This is a genomic window from Aeromonas sp. Y318-1, from assembly GCF_027706125.1.
In the GTDB taxonomy this organism is placed as follows: domain Bacteria; phylum Pseudomonadota; class Gammaproteobacteria; order Enterobacterales; family Aeromonadaceae; genus Aeromonas; species Aeromonas hydrophila.
Genome location: NZ_JAPDCM010000001.1, coordinates 68,660 through 92,967, shown reverse-complemented (window position 1 = coordinate 92,967; position 24,308 = coordinate 68,660). Strand labels below are relative to the sequence as shown.

Below are 24,308 nucleotides of genomic sequence, written 5' to 3'. Positions count from 1 at the left end.
ACAGGTATGGCAAAACTGTCACCACAAAAAAAGTATATGTCGCCATAACAATTCTTGTATATCAAGCCATTCAAGAAACATGAAATAATATCTCTCTAACGTTACTTTATTATTGTGGTCAGAGATGAAAAAACTTACATCCATAAAATTAAAATCACTCATCATTGCAAAAACAGTTGATGAGTTGCAAAGCATGAGCGCGGCCGCAGTCAAATTCAATTCTCACCAACCGTACGTCAGCAAGATCATCAGTGATCTGGAGAAAGGTCTCGGTTTTAAAATATTCAATAGAGACAATGCTGGTGTTACCACCACCACAATGGGAAAAAACTTCATTGAAAAAGTGGATAATATTCTGATGGCTTATGGTGAACTGGATAATTTTATCGCGGGCTATAAAAACTCGGCCTGTGGTGAAGTTTATATATACGGGGATGATCTTGCCTTGAATTTCATCGCCAGCAAAATTTCACCTTGTTTGACGACAATACAGGGAGATGTCAGCATCAGACTCATTGCAACCCTGGGAGAGTATGCACCAGATAACAATGATGAATGGGATCTGATTGTCTCTTCCACAATACCCAAGGATGATAACATCATTGTGAGAGAGATTGCCGAGATAGGCTATAACTGTTTTGCCTCACCAACCTTGTTCAATACCACTTTTCATGATCCCTCCTTCCTTAGCAAGGCAGCCTGTATCATTTGGGAAGATAACATGCTCCCTGCAAAAGATGGGAGGCAGTGGATATTTACCATCGACAAGCAACAGGTCAAAATTGATATCGCAGGCAAGATCAGTTGCAACAACATGTCAACCGCTATCGAAATGTCAAAAAATGGTCTCGGCATTATTTATGTACCCTACTACACGGTACAGGAGCATCTCGATTCAGAAAGGCTAATACCACTCTTCGATTACCGGTTGAATCACTATCAAAAGATATATCTCATTTATCGACGCAGAGACAATCAACCCTTCATCGTCAATCAGGTGATCGATCACATAACCGATTATGTGCAACATGCACTGCCGCTCACATGTTGATTATCTCGGTCTAAATTGCCTGACCACAATCCAAGAGAACATAGAGAACATAGAGAACATAGAGAACATAGAGAACATATATAGCCACGGAATATCTTGCTATCCCAGCACAAAGGCAGGTAGAACAGTGCCCCCATCCTGCCATTCTGGTGATGCCCGGCACACTCCACTGATTAAACCGCCGCGGCGTGAATTTTGACACAATGCCACAGATGTCATTGCCTATCACCCGCTGAGCCGCAGGCATTGGTGCCTGGATGAAGATGACTCTGGCTACAGGCTCAAAGAGCTGCCCTCTTCTATTGGGATATCTACGACTTGGGGCCAGGAGGAGTGGTACAAGCGACATAACCGCCGGAGCCATCATCTTGGCCAATCACTGCTGCCAGGCGGTCTCTGGCTGTGCGACAGGCGACACACCAGATGTTGGTCTGGACTTGGCCGACAACTGGGTCACCTTGTGGAAAGCACAAGGCTTGTCTCGGGTATGCAGGGATTTTTGCTCTCTGTAGGACGACCACAGAGAAGCGTGGTGACTTTCCGGTAACACCAGATGCCGTGGGAACTGAGCGAGAGATTCACAGAGAAGACTCCTGATTCATCCACACAAAGTAGATGACCAAGAGGTCTGAAGGGGGTAATTAGCTGTAACTTATTGAATTGCAGAAACAAGTGGTGGCCCTACCAGCCACATCCCGGCACTCGAGTCCCCCGCCTTGGCTGCTACCTTCCGGTCCTGACCAGGTCGACGGGTTATCAATGCGAGCCCAAATAAATCAGGCACTTGGGGATGGAACTGATTGCCATCACAGTGTTCTGAAACCTCAACAAGCGAGAATCCGCCGCAAGTACGGTCATCCACATCAAGTGGACATGCTTAAATGGGTAACAAACAGGGCAATCCTACCCGCCCTCCCCCGTACACTGCAAGCACCTCATTAAAGACCCCATCCCCTCCCGCAGCAGCTCAACAATCAACCCCATGTTGAGCAAAATGACATCTAATGATAACTTTGGGTCTCACTTAAACCCGAGGTGACATATGGCTACGAACACAGGCAAAGGCTATCGACAAGGTTCCGTCAACGACCGTACCCAGGTAAAAAATCCGGTGACTGGAAACTGGGTGAAACGGGACGCTGACACTGGCCGCTTTATCGACCAGAAACAAGATGGAGAACCCTTCAAAGGGGTAGCCAAAGAAACCGACAACCGCCGTAAGTGAGATCGCCGATGACCGACCAGTGTTCTTGTGGCCAGCCACTCAATCATTCTGTTGTGTTCCATCAAAACGGGCAGAAACTCAAAAGCTGCCCGAACTGTTCAGAACAGGCTGGCGTTCATGTGTTCTATCGGGCAGGAGAATTCGGATTCAGACGGATGGCTGGTGTAACCAGGATACAATCATGGTGCCGTGGTTGCCGAGCCAAGCACCGCTACCGGCTTGATGCCTTGCATACCTGCTAAAGAAAAGGAGCTCTGATGTGAGCTCCTTCAAGTCTACTAGGCCAGAATCGCCACTGCCGGAAACAGCAGAAGCAAATGGAACACAAACAGGATCGGGGTAGGATAGCCCTGTGCCTTCCCTAACGCCTCTTTCGCCTTTTCTGCAAGGTTATCGCTGTTGCGGTAACTTGGGATCAAGAAGAGCAGAGCCAAGCCAACGTAGACCATGACTTGGCTGGCCAATATCCAGGAGTCATAGCCTAGCTCCGACAGAAACTCTGATGTTTTGAGTCCAACGTCATAGCCGAGGCCAAGATCATTGGATAGTCCATAAATCCTTGCAAAGTGTGCAGAACGTTCAATGCTGATGAACCATCCGATCACGAATCCTGTCGCAGTCATCGCAACAGTAGCCACACCGATCATGCGGCTCAGCGGGTCTGTGAGTACGGCAGCCTGGAGACGCTTTTCGTAGCCAATAAAGACCAGAATGGCCCAGTGCAGAGTACCAACTACAACAGTGCCCATGATGATCCCAAGCCCTGCGTTGTAGTTAATGCTCATCCCCATGCGAGGCAGCAGAAACTGCCAGGCGAGCACGAGAAGTGCCGTCAGCCACAACCCCCACAGGTGAGCCCTCAGCATGCCCGAGAGATAGGCGTTATAACTGCAGATCCCGCCCCGCAGATAAGGGTTGTTGTTGACCTCGCTTGAATTGGACGGAAGTTCTAGTCGCACAGATTGCTTTAGCCAATCGCGATAGCGGGCCCACTTACCTGCGACCTGTGCCGATGCAGTTTCCCGCTGCTCGAAGAACCGGCCGGACTCTTGTTTCGTCTTCTCTTGTTCCATGTAGTTTTCCTTGTTGTCAAAACTATTCATTCGCCAGACAGTCCACGCAAGATCCGCTGCACACTGGAGAGACTGATCCCCGTTCGACGTGCGATTTCGGCCTTGGCTAGTCCCCGTTCAGCGAGTGACAGCACCTCCTCCCCTTTAGCCATGGCGGTCGGCTTGCGACCTTTGTAGACCCCACGCTGTTTTGCCATAGCAATCCCTTCTGCCTGACGCTCCAGCATCAGCTCCCGCTCAAACGTGGCGATGGCACCGATCATGGTTAACATCAGTTTTCCGGTAGGTGTCGAGGTATCGATACCCAGATTCAAAATCCTCAGAGCAACCCGCTTAGCGTGCAGGTACTCTGAGATCTCCAACAGATGGCGAGTGTTGCGAGCCAAGCGATCCAGCTTGGTCACCATCACCACGTCTCCCTCACGAACAAAATCCAGCATCAACGCGAGCTGAGGGCGGTCATCCTTTGCACCGCTCACCTTCTCCCTGAATATCTTGCTGCACTCGGCCAGAGCCTGAAGCTGGGCATCCAGGCTCTGCCCCACAGTGCTGACACGTGCATATCCCACCAGTTCCATGGTCTCCTCCTGGTCAATAGGGCAAGGTACACTGACGCGACCGGTCAGAAGGTCGAAAGGAACCCATATGACCGGCAAAAAGTGGCACTTTCGCTCGCGTCACACGGGCTTGGTCTATTGACCTGTGCCAGTGATACAAATGAAAACGGGCCGCTCCGTAATGGAGGGCCCGCAGGGGTAGTCAACCAGACGCTATGGCTGCTCTATCTATTGGTCATGCAGGGTGCCGACCGGGGGATCTCAATGACGCGTCGCCCCGCCCGGCATCCGCAATACCTTGGCCAGCTCCTCGGCATGAGCCTTGTCACGGGCGATGAGGCGGATCATCAGGGTTCCCCCTGCAATGGCAACCAGAGTCACCGAGGTCAGGATCATTTTGTTCATTGGTAGTCCTCTTCGTTCATGTTGTAGAAGTGTGGCGGCATGTAGCGAGCCATCATCGCGTTGACGATGACCGATGCAAACGCCGTCAGGGCTGCCTTCAAGGCGTCCAGCAGCAAGGTTTTCATGAAGTCGTTCATTGCGATTACTCAGGGGTTATCTTCAGTCGGTAGACCTCCATCCGGTGATAGTCGAGAAAGTTCCTCTCCCAGAGCCGGTAGAGGTCCATGGTGGTGGCCAGCGGCCGCTCTCCACACCAGAGCTGTGATGCCAGCCCGGCGTTGAAGTCAAAATCGAGATCCTTGACCAGCTCGCCACCGAGGTAAGTGAACTCGGTGACGTAGGCCATCCCCCAGCTACCAGCCCGTTTTTCCAGACGGATTTCGACCGGACGGTAACCACCTGTGTCGGCGGAATAATCGGGACTGCGGAAGTTGAGAGTCAGGGCGGTGGCATCGGGGTGGAGGTCGATTAACTTGGCGAACAGAGCCTGTAGCGGTTTGGATGGGGTCATAGCAGCCCCCTGTCGGCAAACGAGACGATGTCGTGCTGTCCCACCACAAAGTGGTCAAGCACTCGCACGTCTACCATCTCAAGCAAATCCTTGAGACGGGTGGTAATCGCTTTGTCTGCATCTGAAGGGTCGACCATACCGGAGGGATGGTTGTGGGCCAGTATGACCGCTGCGGCGTTTCTGTTGAGGGCCGCCTTGACCACCTCACGGGGATGAATAGTGCCCGCATTGATGGTGCCAAAGAACAGCTCCTGGAAATCCAGTAACCGATGCTGATTGTCGAGCAGCATGACGGCGAACACTTCCCGCTCGTACTCCCCCATCTTGAGCCGAAGGAAGTCTGCTGCCGCTTTCGGTTGAGTGAAGGCATGGCCCAGATGCCGCTGTCGGCTCTCCAAAATGGCCAATGCCTGATTGATGATGTGATCGCCCTGTCCGGGGTGATCGTCGTAGTGATGTGTCATAACAGTAACCTCGCGTCGTTTTGGTACACGAGTTACTTATGCCAGGGGGCCTGGTTGTTATTGAATCCGAACGGGACTGGTATAAGGGGTGCAGGGGCCCACATTCACCTATGAGCCCTCTTAAAACTTTTTAGACGGATTTCACGGTTTTCCCTTTCATGACGCGATATGTTTCCACTTGTGGTCAAAAAAGAGGGGTTAAAACCCACTTGAGACCAATTGTTAGCAATACAGTCTCGTTTTGTGTGAAGGAGAACACCAGTGGCAACTACTCATTTTATCCCCGCTCAACCCAGTGAGTACGGTTACATCATTGTCGAACCAAATGACAACGGAGAAACAACCCTTGAGCGTTATCCATTGATCGGGTACGCCATCCAGATTACAGACGGTGGGCCAGAAGATATCAAGATACAGACGCTGCCGGTCTGCACCACCGGCGAGAGCTTCACTCCGAATTTCATCCAGCGCCATGACGGCACCTTCAGTCGAGCCGATGGCGAGTACCTCTGCTACTCCCTGTCAGAGATGATGAATCTTTTCGGTTTCGAAGCTGATGACCCGCAGTGGTTACCCCCCACGAACGTTAAGGAGCTGTCCGAATATGTATGGCGCCCACTGCGGAATCCGCAAAGCTAACCTCTGCTGATTTTGGATCGGGCCCTTTTGCCCGCAATCAAAGGCAAAGGGCCCATTTCGGATGTTCAATCTGCTGAAATTTCAGCTATTTATAGAAATTTTTATGTATGGAATCTCGTAGAAAAAGTTCTTAAAAATGCCAAAATTTCAGCCGTTCGGCAGACCTCCTCGACCTACCTAGCCTAGGATGGTGTTCCCACCTCTTTTGCTTGATCTCGTGCCCCTACTTGTAAAGGCTGAAGGTGCACGTCAGCCCTGACATGCATCTCCAGCAAACGCCTACTGGCTCTGTGCCCGTAATGACTGATGGCCAGCCAAGCCCTCGAGCAACAAGTCCAGCAGCATATTTTGCAATGCCTTGGCCTTATCGGGGTGAGAGAGGTACGTCAGCGACATGCCCTGCTGGGTTTCCATTCGTCCGATGACGGCTTCATCCACCGCATTCGGGAAATCGCCATGCAGAATCGATTCCCGTGGGTTATTGCGGACCTGTTCCATCAGGGGGCCGTTTTCACTCAGCTTGGTCACCATCCCCTGCACCCAGTCGAGCTTGTCCCCATCAGTCACTTCCAGGCCAAACAGATCGTTCATCCGAGCCAGCAGCTCGGAGAGGAAATCCTTCTTCTCCTCTTTCGGCTTGGCACTGCCGAGGGAGGCGATCCCCTCCAGTCCATAACCGGCAGTATTCTCTTTGAGTTGCAGATCCTGGGTCCGCTTGGCCTTAAGGTGGTAGTGGCTCAGCATCACCGAGGAAAGGTCTACTTGCTCTTCATCCAGCACCTCTTCCCGCAGCAGAGGCAGCAGGTGGCGAGCAAAGACACACAGCCGCTCCATGTCGTAATCGTCGAAGGGGGTGATCTGGGAGACAAACTCGTAGAACCGCACATAGCCGTTGAGGTTCTTCTTGAACAGCTCCAGCACCGAACGGGCTTCCCCCGCCTCCTTCAGGCGACGTTCGGCATTGACCTGGTCGCTACCTGAACCACCTTGTTCCATCAGCCACTTAAGCTGGGTCCGACACTCCCGAATGGCATCCATTGCCAGCCGGTAACGCTTGGCGAAGCGATCCCGTGCCGGGACGGCGTGCCGCAAGAAGGCATCGGCCCCCCGTTTGGGGTCGAAATAGGCATCGGTAAACGCCACCACCTCGGGCCAAGTGAAGATCCCTTCGCCCTTGAGCTTGTGGAACAGGTCATAGATAAGGTTCGGGTCCGATACCGAGTCCAGCGTGGCGGTTTCGTAATACTTTTGGAACTCTTCCAGCACATCCTGCGGGTCGTTCACGAAGTCGAGTACATAGGTACTCTCCTTGCCCGGATAGGTGCGATTGAGCCGCGAGAGGGTCTGGATGCAGTCCACCCCGGTCAGCTTCTTGTCCACATACATGGCACACAGCTTGGGCTGATCGAAACCAGTCTGGAACTTGTTGGCCACCAGCATCACCTGATAGTCAGCCGTATCGAACGCCTTACGCATGTCCCGCCCCTTCAGCTCCGGGTTCATGTTCCGCTCGTTCCAGGTCAGCCCCTCGTCCTCTATGTCGCCCGAGAAGGCCACCATGGCCCGAATGGCTTGATAACCCTGGTCCTTAACGTACTTGTCGAACGCCAGCTTGTAGCGGACCGCCTCCATCCGGCTGCTGGTTACCACCATCGCCTTGGCTTGTCCGCCCAAGAGTTTGCCAACATGCTGGCGGAAGTGCTCGACAATCACCTGCACTTTCTGGCCAATGTTATGCGGGTGCAGCCGCACCCACTGGGAGAGCTTGCGTTTGGTCTTCTTGCTGTCCACTTCTGCATCGGCCGCTTCGCTATCCATCGCCAACTTGAACGCTAACTGGTAGTTGGTGTAGTTCCGCAACACATCGAGGATAAAGCCTTCCTCGATCGCCTGGCGCATGGTGTAGACGTGGAACGGCTCGGGTTTGTTCTCATCCGAAATGGGCAGATGGGGCTTGGGCGGGCGACCGAACAGCTCCAGCGTCTTGGCCTTCGGAGTGGCAGTGAAGGCGAAGTAGCTGATGTTCTGACTGCCACCACGGGCAGCCAAGGTCAGATTCATCACATCCTCGGCCGAGAGCTCTTCCTCATCATTCAGCTGCTCGGCCATCAACACCTCACGCAGCTGACGAGCAGTCTTGCCGGTCTGGCTGGAGTGAGCCTCATCGGCCACCACCGCAAAGCGGCTGGCTTTGAGGCTGGAGCTCTCTTGAATGGCCTTGAGCACATGGGGGAAGGTCTGAATGGTGACGATAATGATGGGAGTGCCGCTGGTCAGTGCCTCGGCCAACTGAGCAGATTTGCTGCCATCCCCCTCTTCCCGATTAATGCGGGAGATCACCCCGGATGCGTGATCGAACTGAGCGATGGTCTCCTGCAACTGGCTATCGAGCACGGTACGGTCGGTGACGACGATAACGGAATTGAATAGCTTCTCACTCTCTCCGGCATCGGTGTCACGCCGCAGCGATGCGAGCTGATGGGTCAACCAGGCGATAGAGTTCGATTTACCAGAGCCCGCCGAGTGCTGAATAAGGTACTTCTGGCCGCTCCCTTCTTCCTGGAGCGTCGCCAGCAGCGTCTCAACCACCTTCCACTGGTGATAGCGGGGGAAGATCATCGTCTCTTTTTTCTTGATGCGGCCCAGTGCGTCCTCATCCAATTTCACCTGCAGATGCAGATAGCGACCCAGAATATTGAGGAAGGTCTCGGGCGCGAAAATCTCCTGCCATAGGTACTCGCTGGCATAGCCTATCTCAGGCTGATCGTTCCCTGCCCCGCCCTTGGCGGTGCCACGGTTGAACGGCAAGAAGAAGGTATCTGCTCCGGCCAGCCGCGTGGTCATCGCCACCTCAAACTGATTGACGGCAAAGTGCACCAGCGCCCCGCGACGGAAAGCCAGCAGCGGCTCACGCTTGCCCGCCGTCACCAGTGGGCGGTCGAAGCGGTACTGCTGCTTGGCGTTCTCCAGGCTCTGTTTGAAGCACGATTTGAGCTCTAAGGTCGCCACCGGAATGCCGTTGAGAAACAGAGTGAGATCGAGTCGGCCCTCATAGCCATGGGGGCTGTAGACCAGCTCCGGCACAACCCGCAGCCGGTTCTTGGCATAACGCTCGACGAGCTCTGGGTTAAGGTCATGGTCAGGCTTGAAAGTAGCCACTGCTAGCCGATGCCCTCTGTCCTCAACCTGATGACGAAGTAACCACAAGGTGCCCCGCTCATCGCTCTCAAGAGATCGAGCCACGGCGTTGAGCAGATGACGCTCTGGCTCCTCACCATAGGTTTTACAGTATTTCTGCCACCCCTCTGGCTGGCTCTCCTGCACATAGGCGATCACATCTTCGGGGTAGAGGGCTCTCTCTTTGTCATAGTGTGCCGACTCGCCCACCAGCCAACCTGATGCGGCCAGTTGCTCGATGATATGGTCCTGAAAAGCTTTTTCCCGTGCTTTGTTATCCATACGAATCAATTCTCCAGATAGGAACGCTCAATCAGGGCGATCACCTTTTCCCAGTCCTGCTGGTGACGAATGGTCAATTCCAGATCACCGGTTCCCCAGTGGCCCTTGTTGCGGGCATCGACAATCCTCCCCTCCACTAGCTCGACGGTATCGGGGTCGAGATTGAGGTAGAGCTTGAGGTGAGGGTTCTGCTGAGTGGAGGCAATGACCACACAGACAAAGTTGCGGATCTTCTTGAAGGCCGTGTAGAGCTTGAGCTCCTTGCGTTGCACCTCATCACCCAGCGCCTCAATAAAATCGCACACTGACTCGTGGAGGGTACGCAACGAAGGACTGGCGGCAGCCAGACGTTCCGCATTGGTACGGACATGGCCATTGGAGGCTTGGACTGGTTCACTCACAGGTATCGGTGGTGGTAGGCCAAGCTCTGTCGGGGTGGAGGGTTTATTGATCTGGCTGGTCACCGCATTGACCAACTCCAGCATCAGCAGATCATCGCCAAACAACTTGTAGCGGATCAGCTCGACATTGCGGTTGATCTGCTGCACGGCGTGCAGGTCATAGCGGGTGAAGTCACCGGCTATGCAAAGCAGGCGGGTGCCGGACCACTCGATGCTATCGGCCACCTCTTTCCCCAGCGCCTCCATCACCAGCCAGCGGTACTCGGCCTGATGGTCGAGCAACCAATCCAGATAGAAAAGGCCCTGATTGATGACATTTTCGTTGCTGTAACGCTTGTACTCGATGATCACCGGACAACCATTCTCATCGATCCCGAGGGAATCTATCCGCCCCTTGTGGGTCTTGCCGGTAGTGTATTCGCTGGCCAAGAAGCGAACCCCGAGAAAGGCGGACATCTGCTGCTCTATCAGAGTCTGCAACTGCTTTTCCACCACGGCAGCCTTGCCTTCCAGCTCGCTCACCCCGTGCTGACCATAACGGAACAGCTTGATATCGCTCATGCCGCCACCTCTTCGACAGGCGGCGTCCAACCACGCAGATCGATCTTCCCGGTAACGGCAGCGGAAATAAGGGCAGTACGACGTTCTTGTAACAAAGAGACCTGCAATTCTCCTTTTGCTATAGCATGCTCGAATTTTTCTTTAATCTTATTATTGTACTTTTCAATTTCTAACTGCTCTTCAATTGGAGGCCGAGTTACCGGCATGTTTCCAAACCCCTCTTGATTAACATATATAAGAGTTGCAGCTGTACCGACAAGTTCGAAATATGTTTTTGATATTGATATAAGGTCGCGAAGATATTGACCAGATATCGCTTTAGGAATATATGCCTGTAACTGCTGATTTATTATGACATCGACATTGAGTAATGCCGCCACACCAAAATTCCCGACACAACTAGCAACAACAGCTCCTTTCTGAAGCACTTTAGAGCCAGAAATGGTTGCAGCATCACTTGAGACAAAACGTCTAGTTTCATTTATTTCATCATTTTTCATATCTTCCATTGTCGCCCAGAATATACCATCACCGATATCATTCAGCTCTGGCTTATTTCGCTGAGGGACAAAAATTTCTGACACAAATTTTGATCGCGTTACTTCCCAATGCTCCGGCACCTGGCCGAGCCACTCGACGCCGGAGTCTTTCATGGGGGCATTGGGATTGAGACCCTTGGTCACAGCGTGGGAGATCACCGCCAGCCGCTTCTCTTTAAGCAGCTCGATCAGCCGCTGCTGCTGGGCAATCAGCCGATCAATACGAGCGGTTTCGTAGTCGAGAAAGGCGGCTATCCCTTGTCTTTCGTCTTGTGATGGCAGCCAAATATCAGCGCCTCGAAGAATCGCTTGGGTGATACTGAAAACTTTGACGCCTTTTACTGCATGACGGATAGCCGTGCGAAATTCTTTTGAGTCAAAAAGATATGCAAAAAAACGATGACTATCTTTATCAATTGGGCGAACGATAATGGTGTGATAGCCAGCGAACGTTACAACATCGCTTGTTAACTGAGTGAAATTACCAGACCCATCGATATCTTCGGATGTATCGGCAAAGACAAAGTCACCTACATTCAGCACTGACCTAGATGACGTTTTTAAATAGTCTTCTTCAACACACCTCAGAGGATGCTTTACTGGGTCAACTTCGAAACCGTACTTTGAATGTACTTCGCCGTAGTTAATGCAAGGAATACCTTCATCACGCAAATGTTCTTTGGTAATAGTAAGTCCTTTACCAAAGGTGAACATATACCTCATCTTGCTAGTTAGCCAATGGCTAGGAATGTCTCCTAACCACTCCACCCCTGAATCCTTATATTCCGGATAGGGTTGATATTGACCTGTGGTTTTCGGTTCGGCAGCTATCATTTCTGCTCTCCTTGTTGTTGGGCCTGTTGCCAGAAGGGATCTTGCTGCCAATTCGTCGGCATCCCCATATGGGCAAGGGAGATATGGGGATATTTGGCTAGCAGGGCAGCCAACCGTTCCCCCCAGCGAGAAGCGGGGCTGATGGTGCCAAGCATACTCTGCAAGGCCACCAGCACGGGGTAAAGACGCTTCTCCCAGCGGATATGAGGATCAGCAAGCTCAACCTCTTGTTTTAGCCAGTTGACCGCATCAGAGGTGGGTAGCTTGATACTGACCCCCAGCTCACGATTCCAGAGCCTTGCATGGTGAGCACAGATATTGCGGATCAGATTGATGCCTTTAAGCCAGGAGAGGAGCAGCTCGGCATGAGAACCCAAGCCCCGAGCGATAGCCTTTTGATCAGCCGCTCGCAACAAGCCAGCATAGAGGTAGGAGAGATCCCCCCAGGTCAGCATCTCTACCATCATCCAGCAAGGGGGCAAGCGTGGATGCTCGTAACTACATAGATAGTGACGAAGGAAGGTCTCTTGTCGCACCTTCTGGCCCAACGCTTGCCGCTGCTCGTCACTCAGGTTGCGGCGTTTTTCCAACTGTCGTAGATCGCTCTCCAACCGCTTTCGCTCATCATCGAGCTGTCGCTCAAGGCCTGCCAGCAGGCGTTTATGGCCGTACTCACGCTTGAAGTGGCCTTCATCCAGATACCAGAAGGGATCGTTGCCATAGGCTAGTGACATGTGGTTGCACAACTGTGCCCGCACGGCCACCTCGACACGTTCGATAGCATCGAGCACCAGCAGGCGAAGCTCCCTATCGAACACATAAAGTGACAGCAGATCGTCAAAGCGGGTGTCAGGCAGGAAACGATGCTCTCGTGAACCTGGCTGGGTATATGGGATGGCATAGGCCGAGAGCCGATAATAACTGATGTGCGAGAGGTAGCGAGTCGCACGCTCCTCATCGTCGATGATCAGACCCCGTTCACGCCACTGCTGGAGATGCTCAGCAGCACTCTTGGCCGGTTTGTTAAAGCGAGTCATGTCGCCTCCCCCAGTGCTGGCGAGGTTGACGAACGAGCATAAAAAAACCCGCCAATTTGTGCATAACCTGGTATGAAACCAACGTCATAGGCATGGCGGGTGTGTTGCCCGCAATATTAGGTATCGGACGTCCGATAGTCAATCTCTTTGCGTCATATTGCGTGCTATTGCGTCCAACCCCGTCGGCGATTCCTGAGTAGCCAGTATGCATTGGTATCATGAATGCACCTGTGCCAGCAGTTGCATGATCTCCTTGGCGACGGCATCTAGATCAGCATCGATAGCTGCCAAATCGCGGGGCGGCTGGTACTGGTAGAAGTGGCGGTTAAAGGGGATCTCGTAGCCCACGATGCCTACCTGACCATCGAGTGGATCGGTCTTGCTGGTGTCGATCCAGGCATCCGGTACATGGGGCAGCACCTCCCGCTTGAGATAGTCATGGATGTCTTCCCCGAGCGGCACGTTCTCGTAGTCCCGCAGATCGGAACTGGCCTCCACTTCCCCCTTGCTCTTGCACACTTGAGCTTCATCACACTGCTCACCAAAGGTGCTCACCAGCAGTTTGAAGGCGGGGGCTGGCAGCTTAACTGTGCCTAACGCCTTGGTGAGCTGCTTTTTGAACTGCTCGCGGCAGAGCAGCTGCTCGGGCAGGGTCGGCAGGGCCGCTAGGATGGCCTGTTGCAACTCGTTATCAAGCTTGGCCCATCCCTTGTCGGCGGTGAGACTGGCGAGCCGTTCGGCATCCTGCGGGGTGAACGCCAGTTTCAGCGGCCGCTCCACCGTGATACGGCGATAACCGAAGGCGGTGGTGGGGAATATCTTGGCGATCGGGCTCGCCTCGAAACGGCTGGCGAGGCGGACGATTTGCTCAATGGCTTCGTCGCTCAGTTGTTTACGCTTGGAGCCCAACGATTTTCGCATCGGGCTGTGCAGGTCACTGGCGTTGATCAGAAGCACCTTGCCCTTACGGTCGGTCGGTTTGTGGTTCGACAGCACCCAGATATAGGTGGCGATGCCAGTGTTGTAGAACATGTCGGTAGGCAGGGCCACCAGGGTATCGAGCAGGTCATGCTCGAGGATATAGCGGCGGATCTCGCTCTCGCCGCTGCCAGCCCCACCGGTAAAGAGCGGGGAGCCGTTGAGGATGATGCCGATACGGGCGCCCTCTGGCTTCATCTTGGCAATCAAGTGTTGCAGGAACAACAGCGATCCATCGGAGACGCGGGGCAAACCCGCCCCAAAGCGGCCGCTGTGGCCCTTTAGCAGGTGTTCATCCCGGACTTGCTTCTCGACCTTCTTCCAGTCCACCCCGAATGGCGGGTTGGAGAGGCAGTAATCGAACCGATCGGTCGGCAACTGGTCGTCGGAGAGAGTGTTGCCGAGCTTGATGTTGCTGATGTCCTGCCCCTTGATCAGCATGTCGGCCTTGCAGATGGCAAACGACTCGGGGTTGAGCTCCTGGCCAAAGGTGGCGAGACGGGCGGCGGGATTCAACTCGTGCAGGTACTCCATGCCGCAGGAGAGAAAACCGCCGGTGCCAGCGGTGGGGTCATAGATGGTTCGCACCACCCCCGCAGTGGTCAGGGCCTCGTCATCAGCCGCAAACACCAGAGATGTGGTCAGCCTCACGATGTCACGGGGGGTGAAGTGCTCACCGGCGGTCTCGTTAGAGCTTTCGGCAAACTTGCGGATCAGTTCCTCGAACACCAGACCCATGTGGTAGTTGTCGACGGTCTCGGGGGAGAGATCGACGTTGGCGAAGTTGCGGACCACCTTGTAAAGCAGGTCGGCATCTTCCAGCAGATCGATGCTGGCGGCAAAGTTGAAGTGCTCAAACACCTCGAACGCTTCACGGGAAAAGCCCCGCACATAGGCATCCAGGTTGTCACCGATCTGCTTCTCGCCCAGGTTGTCCAGGGTGAGCTTGGCGGTGTTGTAGAAGCTCTGCCCGGCGGCATTGAGCAGCAGCTTATGGCGGGCCAGCTCTGGTAGCGCCTTGGTGCTCTCGGTGGTGGCCAGCACCTTGTCACGGGTCGGGGCCAGCACGCACTCCAGACGACGTAGCACGGTGAATGGCAGGATGATGCGGCCATACTGGGACTGTTTGAAATCACCTCGCAGAAGGTCAGCCACCGACCAGATAAGATTGGCAAGGGATGAGATATTGGTAGTCATGGAAACCCCGTGGGACCGCCTTGCGGTCTGAGACAGACGAAATGGCGGGGATTCTACCACAGCGTTCAGCTGCAGAGCGTGATTCGAGCCTATGACCCAAATATGACTTCAAATTCATGCTGCTGATGTCAGCTGATTTTGCATCGGTCACTTTGCCCAAAATCACGGGGAAGATGGTCATATTAGGTGCTTAATCTGCGAAGTTACCCACTATTTACAGAACTCTATTTCTGAATGAAATCTCGTAGAAAAAGTTCTTAAAAATGCCAAAATTTCAGCAGATCGGCAGACCTACTCAACCTGTCCCAGATGGCTTTCCCATACCTGCTCCCACTTCTTTTGTTCGGTGGCATTATCGCGTGCCTGCCAGAACAGACAGATAGAGTGGGCCAAGTCGGCGGCCATGGCGTGATCACCGTCTCGGCGACATACCAGATAGTGGGCCAGCCAGTTTTGATACTGCTTCACGCTGCGGCCTCCTCATCAGCTTCCACCGTCTCAATGCCACGGGGGACGAAGAAGTTGTTGCTGCGGAGCATGGTATGGGCCTGAGCGTGGAGCGTAGCGTGCTTGAGCTCCTTCGAGCTGAAGTCATGCATGAAATAGTTGAAGAATGCGTCAACAACACGTGGAACTCGCAGGGATTCATTAAAGTTCAACACTATTTTGGCTGCCTGCACTGTCTTGCTCCATGTCGGTTGATTCGCCACTATGGCTTCTGCGTCCCTGCCAACCTGCTCAAGCCAACCCCAACGCTCCTTGAGTTCATCGCGTTCACTACCACGAGCAACCTCGAGGCGAGCCCGGTAGTCGAACAGCTTTTCTCCGAGCCAGATGCAGTAACAGTTCATATGCCGCTCGAAACCTGCTGGAGTCGGGTCGGCCCGACCGGCCCACTTCTGGTAATAGTCACTGAAATCCTGCACCGAGCGTCCGGCCAGGTTGTCCAGCATAACGAAATAGCTCGCCACTTTGCGGGATGTTTTTTCCAAAGCGCGGAAGTTAGGGAACGGCACCTGAGCCCGACGAGCGGTATCAAACATTTTTCTAAGCGGCACCCGGCAAAGCTCGGCACTGGGCCGCTGCTCGTTGGGCAGCAAGCCCCCAGTAACATCTTCGCTGATACCTGGGCAGAGTTCCTCCCGCCAACCTGACTTGAGCGGCCCAAGGGGCAGCAGGGGGCGATAGTCACGACGTTCATGGGCGGCTACCAGATGCAGGGCTCGCTTGACGGCTGGGTGAAGGGGCTTGTTATAGTCGATCACCTTGGCCCCCGCCACCACGCCTAACGGCACAGCAGCTGGGCTCTTGGTGAGCAAACTGGCCCAATCAGACACCTCGGCGACAGTATCCCCCATATCGAGCAGGCTACGCCGTGAGCTGTCGAAGAGGCCAGCGAAGATCACCTCGACCTTACTCTCCTCGTAGCGGTACTCGTTGCCCACCTTGGTACAGACCGACTCCAGCAGCTCCTCGATAAAGCGGCGGGCCAGCGCCGCCCCCAGCTCGGCCCCGAAGACCGACACCTGGATCAACTTGATGGGAAGCTGGTTCAGTTCTTTGGAAGCGGACACGCTCAGTTTGAACTTATTCTTGGCATAATCGACTCTGGCATCGACCCCAGTCATAAACAAGTCGGCTACCCACGGGAGATCCCTGATGGGAGCTACCGCTTCGACCAGTGCTCGCTTGGCCGCATTTTTGGCCGCTGAGGCTGACGCCTCGAAACTGCTCTTCAGGGTCAGCATATCGCCAAGCTTATTGGTCAAAACCTTGCTCCAATCCCCTTTGACAGCCTCGACCACCGTTTCTTTGGCCTGACCTTTCAGATCGCCAAGGTAATCGCCAGCCAACGCCTTCTGCCTTGCATCCAGAATGCTGTCTAGTCGCTCAGCTGTAGTGTCATCAAGCTGCGTGCCCAAGCCAGGAATATAGACTTTGTCATAGGTATATGAAGATGTCAGTGCTGCGGTCATTTCCCTTGGATGCGCTCGAAACAGACGCCCTACATTGGTCAACCGCTGACTGTCCTCATCAACATTTATATTCCGCTGGCGACCATCGAAGAAGAAACCAATCTGCAATGCTAGAGAGCAGGTGCCAATACCCGCCTGATAGAGGCTCTCCTCACGAGCTATACGGCAAGCTAAATCATCCCGGTCGATCATCTTCCTTTCCTCGTACGGTAGGTGTCAACGATACTATCCATCTCTACAACGCAGCTATGGGCCCAGCGTACCATCGGGGTATTGTCAGGCAGCATCAATACACAGAAATCATCCTGTCCCTTTTCCCGTTTGGGCATGGGCAAGGTGACCGAGTGCTTTTCAAATTGGTAGCCTGCTTTCTCTTGCTCCTCGGTCATATCGAGTTCCCAATCGATCTTCACCGTGTCGCCGTCGATCCGATAGGGACCAGCACTACCACCGCCAGCATTTAATCCGTCAAACGCAAACGCATTACTGCCCATTTTACCGTTGACGTAGACGTAGCTGATGGGGCGATCCATCACGGAAGCAACGTCGATAGAGGCCCCACCATGTCGCTCCTGCAACAGAAAGGTCCATCCCAGCCAGAGCACCAGCACAATGGCACTCAACCAACGCCCCCAGCGGGGCATCAAGTCCCACGCAGCAGTGACCATGGTGGAAATAAATCGTGTCAGGCTTCTTTCTACACTCATGCTTGTCTCTTTCGTTTTTCCTGGGCCAAACGCTCAACCAGCGAACTGGTGCCGATGCCGACTTGATTTAGGCTCTCTTCTCGATCAACACGGCACTTCAGATCATCCCAATCCACCATCACTATTTCCTCGTCCGATAGGTATCAACAATGCTATCCATCTGAACCGGGCAGCTACGGGCCCAACGAATCATCGGGGTATTGTCAGGCAGCATCAGTACACAAAAATCATCCTGCCCCTTCTCCCGCTTGGGCATGGGCAAAACCGCTTTATGCACTTCTGGCCTGTAACCAAGCTCGTCATACTGCTTGCGGGTCATCGCCAACTCCCATTTGATCTCGACCGTATCGCCCTCAATCCGATAGGGGCCCGCACTGCCGCCCCCGCCAGCACTGAATCCGTCAAACGCATCTGTGTTGCTGCCCATCTTGCCATTGACATAGACGTAAGTGATGGGCCGGTCAATCACCGACATGAGCACGATAGAGGCCCCGCCATGTCGCTCCTGCAACAGAAACGTCCATCCCAGCCAGAGCACCAGTACAATCGCACTCAACCAACGCCCCCAGCGGGGCATCAAGTCCCACGCAGCCGTGACCATCGTGGAAATAAATCGGGTCAGGCTTCTTTCTACACTCATGCTTGTCTCTTCTGTTCTTCCAGGGCTGCATGCCCACCTTCCAGATAGGCCAATCCCCAGTGCACGAGTTGGGCATCGGTTGCCCCTGCCAGCTTGGCCTTGTCGAGTGCTTTACGCACCATGGCCATCCGCTCACAAGGCGGAAACTGACCGATGTTCTCCCCTGACTGCCAAAGGGCCAGCAGTCGATGGGCTTGCGGTGATCCTTCCAATGCTTGATAGAGTGCCGGGGTCAATTGCACCAGGACTGGTTCTGCCGGGGGGGCAGACAAGCCCAGCTCACGCCAGTTGCCACTGCACTCCCGCAGCCACCAACGACTGATGCCGCCAAAGAGGCCACCAAGCCAAGGGGCATCCTGCTGCTCAAGCTGCAAGGGCAAGGCATCAGGGGTATAGAACCGCAGCAGCATACTGAACTTGCCACCCGGCTCTATCACTCTTGCACCCAGAGCCAACTGCTCTTGCAGTGCTTCTACAGGTCGCTCGCTTTCAATCAGCCCCACGACATGCCCCTGCTCGGCGAGTTCGGCCAGCAAGCCTTCATCCTGTTGTGAGCACAGCCAGAGCCAGGGGCCGAGATTGACCAGCTCAAACAGGTCGTCGTGCAGATAGAGCGGCAAAAACAGCCCCTCACTCAACCTCTCTCGCTGCTCGGCACTGAGATGGGCCGCTTCGAGAAGTGCTACCGTCTTTCCTTCACGCCAGATTGATTCCGGTAGCATCTTACTCTCCCTTCACCACGGCCTCGCCCTGAGCCATGGCCCTCAGCATGCAAGGGATACAGACTGGTTTTTCCAAGGGCGGCATGGCCTTAAACAGTGGGGGCTTGGGTGGAGGGACGACCTCCACCGCACCGGGTAAGCTCGGCATCTGGCCTGCCCAACCAGAGCCAGCTCCCGGACTGCCGCCAGAGTTCATCTTGATGCTGGGACCAACCAGCGTCACCCCACTGGGGTCAACCTTCACAAAGCTGCTGCCAACCTTGAGTGTCAGCTCGGCACCGGCTTCCAGCACGATCTTGTTACCGGATTTCAGGTGCACCTCTTGCCCAGCATCAACCAGCAGGGATTGGCCCAGCTTCTGATGCAGGGAGGCATCTACGGTCAGCGAATAGTCTGCCTTGATGTGATCCCGCTTCTCACCCTCTACCGTCAGGTGGTCATTGGCCTTGATACGGGTCACCCGTTCGTTGTCGATGTCGGTGTGCTGGTCATGCTTGACGTGCCACGCTGCATCATTTTCGATCAGGACGTTGAGGTCTTTCTGACTGTGGATATAGATCTCTTCCTGTCCCGCTTGGTCTTCGAAACGCAACTCGTTAAAACCCTCACCCTGATGGGTCTCGGTACGCAGCACGGTGCGGGTCTTGTTCGCTGGCAGCTCGTAAGGCGGGCGGTTAGTAGCATGGTAGGTACGGCCCGTGACGATAGGCTGGTCAGGGTCTCCTTCCAGAAACTCTACGATGACCTCGTGGCCGATACGCGGGATGGCCATCATACCGTATTGACCACCGGCCCAACCTTGCGAAACTCGTACCCAGCAGGAGCTTTGGTCTAGGCCATCACTGTAGCGGTCCCACGGGAATTGCAGCTTCACCCGGCCATTTTCGTCGCAGTAAATCTCCTCGCCTTCAGGGCCTACCACGATAGCAATCTGGGGACCATCCACCATAGGTTTGTGGGGCATCAATGCTCGCCAAGGACGGTCTGCCTTGACCACCTGAAAGTCGTTAAAGTAGACGGTCGGTTCGCTACCGCCCTCTTCTTCCAGGGCTTGGGGCTGTTTGCCTGTGTGGAAGACCTGCACCACCTGCCAAGCAGTATTGAGGGCTGGATTTCGGTGCTCGCTCAAGGAAAATGTCTGGCCGGGCATCAGTGCTGCCGCATTGGAGCGACCCTGTCCACGGGCAGCATCAGCCCGAAGGGCATCCAGCCGATGTTGGGTAAACGCCTTGCCACTCGGGTCCTGCTTGAAACGACCGGGATAATCGAAGTGCTGGTAGGTATCCCGCTGATGCGTCAGATCACGGCCCTCTTTCTGATGTGCAAGGGCATAATCAGGCGTTTTGAAGCTGTAATCCTTGAGGACCACCTCGCTGGGGCGAACCGCTTCCAGATAGCGAAAGCTGCGGACAAATGAGCCATGCGAAAGGGTCTGATTGGCGGAGTTGAAGAACAGCTCCGGCCCCTTGCCAAGAGCTGCGGGATCATCTGCAAAGACGATGCGGTGCTTGCCCGCTTCAAACTCGTGGAAGTAGAACATCCCCTCTTCGGCGGCGAGCCGGTTGAGGAAATCGATGTCCGTCTCACGGTACTGGACGCAGTATTCCCGCTGAGCATGTTCATGCTTGAGGGCAAAGGCATAGTCGGTGATGCCGTGCTCTTGCAGCAGGATACTGAGGATTTCATCCGGCTTCTGTGCCTGGAAGATGCGGGAGTTTTGGCGAAGGCCCAGCCGCCACAGGGCAGGTTTCACTTCAAGGCTGTAGCGAGTACGACGAAAGCCGCTGTCCCCTTGAGCAAACTCGCTGACAACGCCACAGACCCGACGCTGTAGCTCGCCGTTGTACCACACCAGCAGCTCGCACGGCTTGTCCAGCACATCAACGAAATCGATGTCTGGCTGGTGGCTAGCCAGCTCAAGGGAGAGAGAAAAAGGGGCGTTCAGTTGTTCGTCGAGCTCAAACGCCGCGACCGCAAACGTGTTGTCAGGGAGAGCCCCCACGGTTGCGGTGAATTGAAGTCCGGTTTGATTTGCCATCAGCAACTCCTTTGTGCTTTGCAATCAGGCCACTGATAGCCGGATGGCAAAGCATAAAGTTGATACTTTCGAAAAAAACGACTCGATTGTACCTATGCGGGAGAGGTCAAAACAATCCTTCTTGGCCAAATGCGACATTTTCTGTCAAGAAATCAGAATCGTCTGGCATGTTAGACCACATATTCCTTTGATGCATGTATGACGACTAAGTCATGAATACATTTCATATCGATGGATTTTGCGTTGTTCACAACGAAAACGCGAAATGGGGTCTTGGGGAGGAAAAAAGAGGGGTTGTATTGCTTCTGCCGATCCGTATAGTCGGGGTTGTCGGCGGGCAGACGCCCCCGCACATCGCACCTTGGCTCACGCCATAAGCCCTCGGGGGGCGCCAATTACCCGACCTGATTACCGCCGCTTGGAACACACTCATCCTAATTTTAGTTCCACAGCAGCGGTCATCTAAGAGGAGAGACATCATGTCTCAATCCACCAAATTTGACCTTGAATTTGCCCTGGCCGATGCAGGCCACTCCCTGACTATCAACTTTGCTGCTGTCAAAGAGCAGTTCCCCATTATGGATGTCGCCTCGGCTCTGACCGAGCAAGACGTCAAGAAAGTCGGCTCCAACACCTATCGACTGGACGATGCCAGTTGCCCACTGTGTGGCCATAACGACTGCTTCACCCTCTATCCTGACGACGATAGGTTTAAGTGCTTTAGCTGTAATGAACATGGGGATGTGCTCGACCTGATCGTCAAGTGCGACAAAGCCCGTAGCCCTGCTGATGCAGCCCGCTTGCTTCTGCTGGGCGAGCTGTCAGTCGCCCCGACCGTTCGCAAAGTGGTGAAGCTGGAACAGCCGATCTACACGGCCCCACCAGCTCGCCTGCAAGAGCTCTTCAAACTGGCCGCCAACCACTATCAGGCTCGCCTAGATGTAGAGGAGCTGATGGAGTTACGTGGCCACTCTGAGGAGGTGCTGGTGGAGCTGGGAATCGGCTTCTCCGGTGGCCTGAACAAGGCTCTGAGGGATGCGGGGTTCAGCCAAGAGGAGCGACTTGCCTCCGGTCTGGTCAAGCTTCGCAACGATGCCCCAGATCTGCTTCGTGACTTCTTCCCGAGCGGTGTCTATGTGTTCCCGCACTTCGACCGCAACGGACAAGTCAGTCGCTTCACCTTCAAGGACCCGAGCAAGCAGCACCAGTACCAACTGCCGAGCGCCTGTTGGCTTAACGGGGTGCAGTTCTACGGGGAAGAGTGTCTGAATGCTCCAGGTCCTGTCGCCCTGGTAGAGGGAGAGAATGACCGCCTGTCACTAGTAGATGCCGGTTGGCCGGGCCCTGTGCTGGCTAGCATTGGCACGCTGTCACAGACCCAGCTGGAGTGGTTGAAGCGTGAGCTGGCTGACCGTGACGTCGTAACCTTCTTCGACACTGATGAAGCGGGCGACAAGTACCGTTCCAAGGTGGCCCAACTCGGCCTCAAGTTGACCCAAGTCAAGCTGCCAGATTGCGTGAAGGACATCGACGAATACCTGCATGGCGACAACCCCTTGCCTCTGACCGAACTGGTGGCGGCATTCACCCTAGTTGAGCCTGTGGCTGAGGTCGAAGCCGAAGCCGAAGCCGAAGCCGAAGCCGAAGCCGAAGCCGTTCAGGACGATGATCAGCAGCCGGAAGTAGTCAAGGTCATGCCACGTACTGCCATCTTTGAAAACGAGCTCAACGATTCGGCCAACGCTGAACGGTTCGTGCAGATGCACGGGCATAACCTGAAGTTCGTCCCTGAGTTAGGTGGCTTTATCTACTTCGATGGTACGCACTGGACCCAGAATGACTTGACGCCCATGATCCTTGCTCAAACCGTGGGCAAAGAGATCCAGGAAATCGGACAGATGTTGATCAAGCAGGCGTGCAAGAAAGAGGAGCTGTCTTGGGCCTATGCAGTGCTCAGACACGGTTCTAGCAGCCTTAACCGGGCTGGCATTCAGAACATGCTGGAACTGGCCAAGCCGATGATGACGGCAAGACTGCACGAGCTAAACGCCAATTCGATGCTGTTGGGCACGGCGAACGGTGTCATCGACCTGAAGTCGGGTCGCCTGTTGGCACCGAGACGGGCATTCATGATTACCCACCATAGTCCGGTGGCCTATGACCCAGCCGCTGTCTGCCCGCGATGGGAACAGTTCATCAGCGAGATCACCTGTGACGATGCCGAGTATGCCGCCTTCCTGCAACGTTGTGTGGGCTACTGGGTCACCGGCCGCACCGACGAACAGCTCCTGTTCTTCCTTCACGGGGGCGGCTGCAACGGCAAGAGTACCTTCATGTCGGTCATTCAGCAGTTGCTGGGAGAGTTCAGTCGGCAGATCAGCAGTAACGTCTTGCTGTTCAACCGCAACGGCAATACCGGTCCGAACCCGTCCCTGACTAAGCTGGTAGATGCACGCCTCGTAGTTGCCAACGAGCTGCCAGAGGGGGCCCGTATGGATGAGAACCTGGTGAAGGCCATGACGGGGGATGACGTGATTGTCGCTCGTGCTCCCTACGCCAAGAAGGAGATGGAGTTCCGCCCATCCTTCTCTCTGGTGATGGTGGGTAACCACAAGCCCGAGATCCGCGATACCAGCAATGGCATGTGGCGTCGGATGTTGATGCTGCCCTTCAATGCCTCCTTCACGAAGGCACAGCTGGACCCCATGCTGATGGAGAAGCTACGGGCCGAGATGCCAGGCATTCTGAACTGGGCCATCCAGGGCTGCCAGATGTGGCAAGAGCAGAGGCTCAAGGCATCGATTCCTGCTCGCCTCAAGCAGGATGTCGAGACCTACCGTGCCGAGTCGGATATGGTAGGCTGCTTCCTGGAAGAGTGCACACAGACCAGAGCCGGGGCCAAAGTGCCCATAGCGAGGTCTACGCAGTCTACAGCCGCTGGGCACAGCAGAACGGTGAATGGGCCATGAAGCAGTTGGCCCTCAAGAAGAAGCTGATTGAGAAGGGCTTTGCTGTCCCCCGCTATAACAGCAAGGCAACCGTCATCGGATTGACCCTGCTCGATAGCGAGATGGCGGACATGACGGTCTCAACCCACCGAGAGCAGCCGGAGACAGGAGCGAACTACACAGTATGACGAATGGGGGGCCTGCGGGCCCCTCTGCCGTTTTTGATTTTCCCGTTTTGCCCGCCAACAAAGGAGAAGGGTCCAAACCAAGCAGTAAATCTGCTTAAATTTTAGCTATTTATAGAACTTTTTCTGTATGAGGCTTCGTAGAAAAAGTTCTTAAAAAT

22 protein-coding genes and 1 other RNA gene are annotated in these 24,308 nt (G+C 54.5%); 5 read left to right on the top strand and 18 right to left on the bottom strand.

All coding sequences use genetic code 11. From position 1 onward, the window contains the following. Positions 1–124 precede the first annotated feature (124 nt). Positions 125–1,051 carry a LysR family transcriptional regulator gene (locus OKB87_RS00405; RefSeq protein WP_162498726.1) on the top strand — a complete coding sequence of 309 codons (927 nt, stop codon included), beginning with the start codon at positions 125–127 and terminating at the stop codon, positions 1,049–1,051. A 679-nt stretch (positions 1,052–1,730) separates the two neighbouring features. Here the strand turns inward: OKB87_RS00405 and ffs are convergent. Further along, positions 1,731–1,824, bottom strand: an RNA gene (gene ffs, locus OKB87_RS00400) — signal recognition particle sRNA small type. Between the two features lie 269 nt (positions 1,825–2,093). Between ffs and OKB87_RS00395 the strand changes: the two genes are divergently transcribed. After that, positions 2,094–2,276, top strand: a complete 183-nt coding sequence (locus tag OKB87_RS00395) for a hypothetical protein (RefSeq protein ID WP_223920027.1) — start codon at positions 2,094–2,096, stop codon at positions 2,274–2,276. A gap of 278 nt (positions 2,277–2,554) precedes the next feature. Here the strand turns inward: OKB87_RS00395 and OKB87_RS00390 are convergent, their stop codons facing one another. From OKB87_RS00390 to radC, 6 genes are all read right to left on the bottom strand, one after another. Then, positions 2,555–3,349, bottom strand: a complete 795-nt coding sequence (locus OKB87_RS00390; RefSeq protein ID WP_270826112.1) for a hypothetical protein — start codon at positions 3,347–3,349, stop codon at positions 2,555–2,557. A 26-nt stretch (positions 3,350–3,375) separates the two neighbouring features. Then, positions 3,376–3,927, bottom strand: a complete 552-nt coding sequence (locus tag OKB87_RS00385) for a recombinase family protein (protein WP_270826111.1) — start codon at positions 3,925–3,927, stop codon at positions 3,376–3,378. Between the two features lie 240 nt (positions 3,928–4,167). Continuing rightward, entirely contained in the window at positions 4,168–4,311 is a 144-nt protein-coding gene (locus OKB87_RS00380) for a hypothetical protein (RefSeq protein WP_005345168.1), read from the bottom strand. Beyond that, a complete protein-coding gene (locus OKB87_RS00375; protein ID WP_270826110.1) occupies positions 4,308–4,436 on the bottom strand; it encodes a hypothetical protein in 129 nt (42 codons plus the stop codon). The genes OKB87_RS00380 and OKB87_RS00375 overlap by 4 nt, the downstream gene beginning before the upstream one ends. A gap of 17 nt (positions 4,437–4,453) precedes the next feature. Further along, entirely contained in the window at positions 4,454–4,822 is a 369-nt protein-coding gene (locus tag OKB87_RS00370) for a DUF2787 family protein (RefSeq protein ID WP_005345165.1), read from the bottom strand. Continuing rightward, positions 4,819–5,286, bottom strand: coding sequence for a RadC family protein (radC, locus tag OKB87_RS00365; protein WP_060389230.1), 468 nt, complete (start codon positions 5,284–5,286; stop codon positions 4,819–4,821). The genes OKB87_RS00370 and radC overlap by 4 nt, the downstream gene beginning before the upstream one ends. A 261-nt stretch (positions 5,287–5,547) precedes the next feature. Here radC and OKB87_RS00360 point away from each other — a divergent pair, with 261 nt between their 5' ends. Next, complete coding sequence (locus OKB87_RS00360) at positions 5,548–5,925, top strand: hypothetical protein (protein ID WP_048207591.1); 378 nt, start codon at positions 5,548–5,550, stop codon at positions 5,923–5,925. 279 nt (positions 5,926–6,204) lie between these two features. On the opposite strand, the gene OKB87_RS00355 is transcribed toward OKB87_RS00360, so the two are convergent. From OKB87_RS00355 to OKB87_RS00305, 11 genes are all read right to left on the bottom strand, one after another. Then, positions 6,205–9,384 (bottom strand): type I restriction endonuclease subunit R, encoded by a 3,180-nt coding sequence (locus OKB87_RS00355; protein ID WP_270826109.1) that lies wholly within the window; start codon positions 9,382–9,384, stop codon positions 6,205–6,207. Between the two features lie 5 nt (positions 9,385–9,389). Continuing rightward, complete coding sequence (locus OKB87_RS00350) at positions 9,390–10,346, bottom strand: DUF5655 domain-containing protein (RefSeq protein WP_270826108.1); 957 nt, start codon at positions 10,344–10,346, stop codon at positions 9,390–9,392. Then, positions 10,343–11,719: a restriction endonuclease subunit S gene (locus OKB87_RS00345; RefSeq protein WP_270826107.1), complete on the bottom strand. Its 1,377-nt coding sequence runs from the start codon at positions 11,717–11,719 to the stop codon at positions 10,343–10,345. The genes OKB87_RS00350 and OKB87_RS00345 overlap by 4 nt, the downstream gene beginning before the upstream one ends. Next, positions 11,716–12,756, bottom strand: a complete 1,041-nt coding sequence (locus tag OKB87_RS00340) for an Abi family protein (RefSeq protein WP_270826106.1) — start codon at positions 12,754–12,756, stop codon at positions 11,716–11,718. The genes OKB87_RS00345 and OKB87_RS00340 overlap by 4 nt, the downstream gene beginning before the upstream one ends. A 216-nt stretch (positions 12,757–12,972) precedes the next feature. After that, positions 12,973–14,931, bottom strand: coding sequence for a type I restriction-modification system subunit M (locus OKB87_RS00335; RefSeq protein ID WP_270826105.1), 1,959 nt, complete (start codon positions 14,929–14,931; stop codon positions 12,973–12,975). A 291-nt stretch (positions 14,932–15,222) separates the two neighbouring features. Beyond that, positions 15,223–15,399 carry a hypothetical protein gene (locus OKB87_RS00330; RefSeq protein WP_270826104.1) on the bottom strand — a complete coding sequence of 59 codons (177 nt, stop codon included), beginning with the start codon at positions 15,397–15,399 and terminating at the stop codon, positions 15,223–15,225. Then, positions 15,396–17,099 (bottom strand): DUF2235 domain-containing protein, encoded by a 1,704-nt coding sequence (locus OKB87_RS00325; RefSeq protein ID WP_270826103.1) that lies wholly within the window; start codon positions 17,097–17,099, stop codon positions 15,396–15,398. The genes OKB87_RS00330 and OKB87_RS00325 overlap by 4 nt, the downstream gene beginning before the upstream one ends. Next, positions 17,096–17,614 carry a hypothetical protein gene (locus tag OKB87_RS00320; protein ID WP_270826102.1) on the bottom strand — a complete coding sequence of 173 codons (519 nt, stop codon included), beginning with the start codon at positions 17,612–17,614 and terminating at the stop codon, positions 17,096–17,098. Before OKB87_RS00320 ends, OKB87_RS00325 begins: the two co-directional genes overlap by 4 nt. A gap of 121 nt (positions 17,615–17,735) precedes the next feature. After that, on the bottom strand, positions 17,736–18,254 hold the full coding sequence (locus OKB87_RS00315) for a hypothetical protein (RefSeq protein WP_270826101.1): 519 nt from the start codon (positions 18,252–18,254) through the stop codon (positions 17,736–17,738). Continuing rightward, positions 18,251–18,976 carry a DUF4123 domain-containing protein gene (locus tag OKB87_RS00310; RefSeq protein ID WP_270826100.1) on the bottom strand — a complete coding sequence of 242 codons (726 nt, stop codon included), beginning with the start codon at positions 18,974–18,976 and terminating at the stop codon, positions 18,251–18,253. Before OKB87_RS00310 ends, OKB87_RS00315 begins: the two co-directional genes overlap by 4 nt. A gap of 1 nt (position 18,977) precedes the next feature. Then, entirely contained in the window at positions 18,978–21,014 is a 2,037-nt protein-coding gene (locus OKB87_RS00305) for a type VI secretion system Vgr family protein (protein WP_270826099.1), read from the bottom strand. Between the two features lie 479 nt (positions 21,015–21,493). Here OKB87_RS00305 and OKB87_RS00300 point away from each other — a divergent pair, with 479 nt between their 5' ends. Together OKB87_RS00300 and OKB87_RS00295 are read left to right on the top strand one after the other, a co-directional pair. Next, positions 21,494–23,983, top strand: a complete 2,490-nt coding sequence (locus OKB87_RS00300) for a phage/plasmid primase, P4 family (protein WP_270826098.1) — start codon at positions 21,494–21,496, stop codon at positions 23,981–23,983. Continuing rightward, positions 23,980–24,150 carry a hypothetical protein gene (locus OKB87_RS00295; protein WP_270826097.1) on the top strand — a complete coding sequence of 57 codons (171 nt, stop codon included), beginning with the start codon at positions 23,980–23,982 and terminating at the stop codon, positions 24,148–24,150. The genes OKB87_RS00300 and OKB87_RS00295 overlap by 4 nt, the downstream gene beginning before the upstream one ends. The last annotated feature ends 158 nt before the right edge of the window (positions 24,151–24,308 follow it).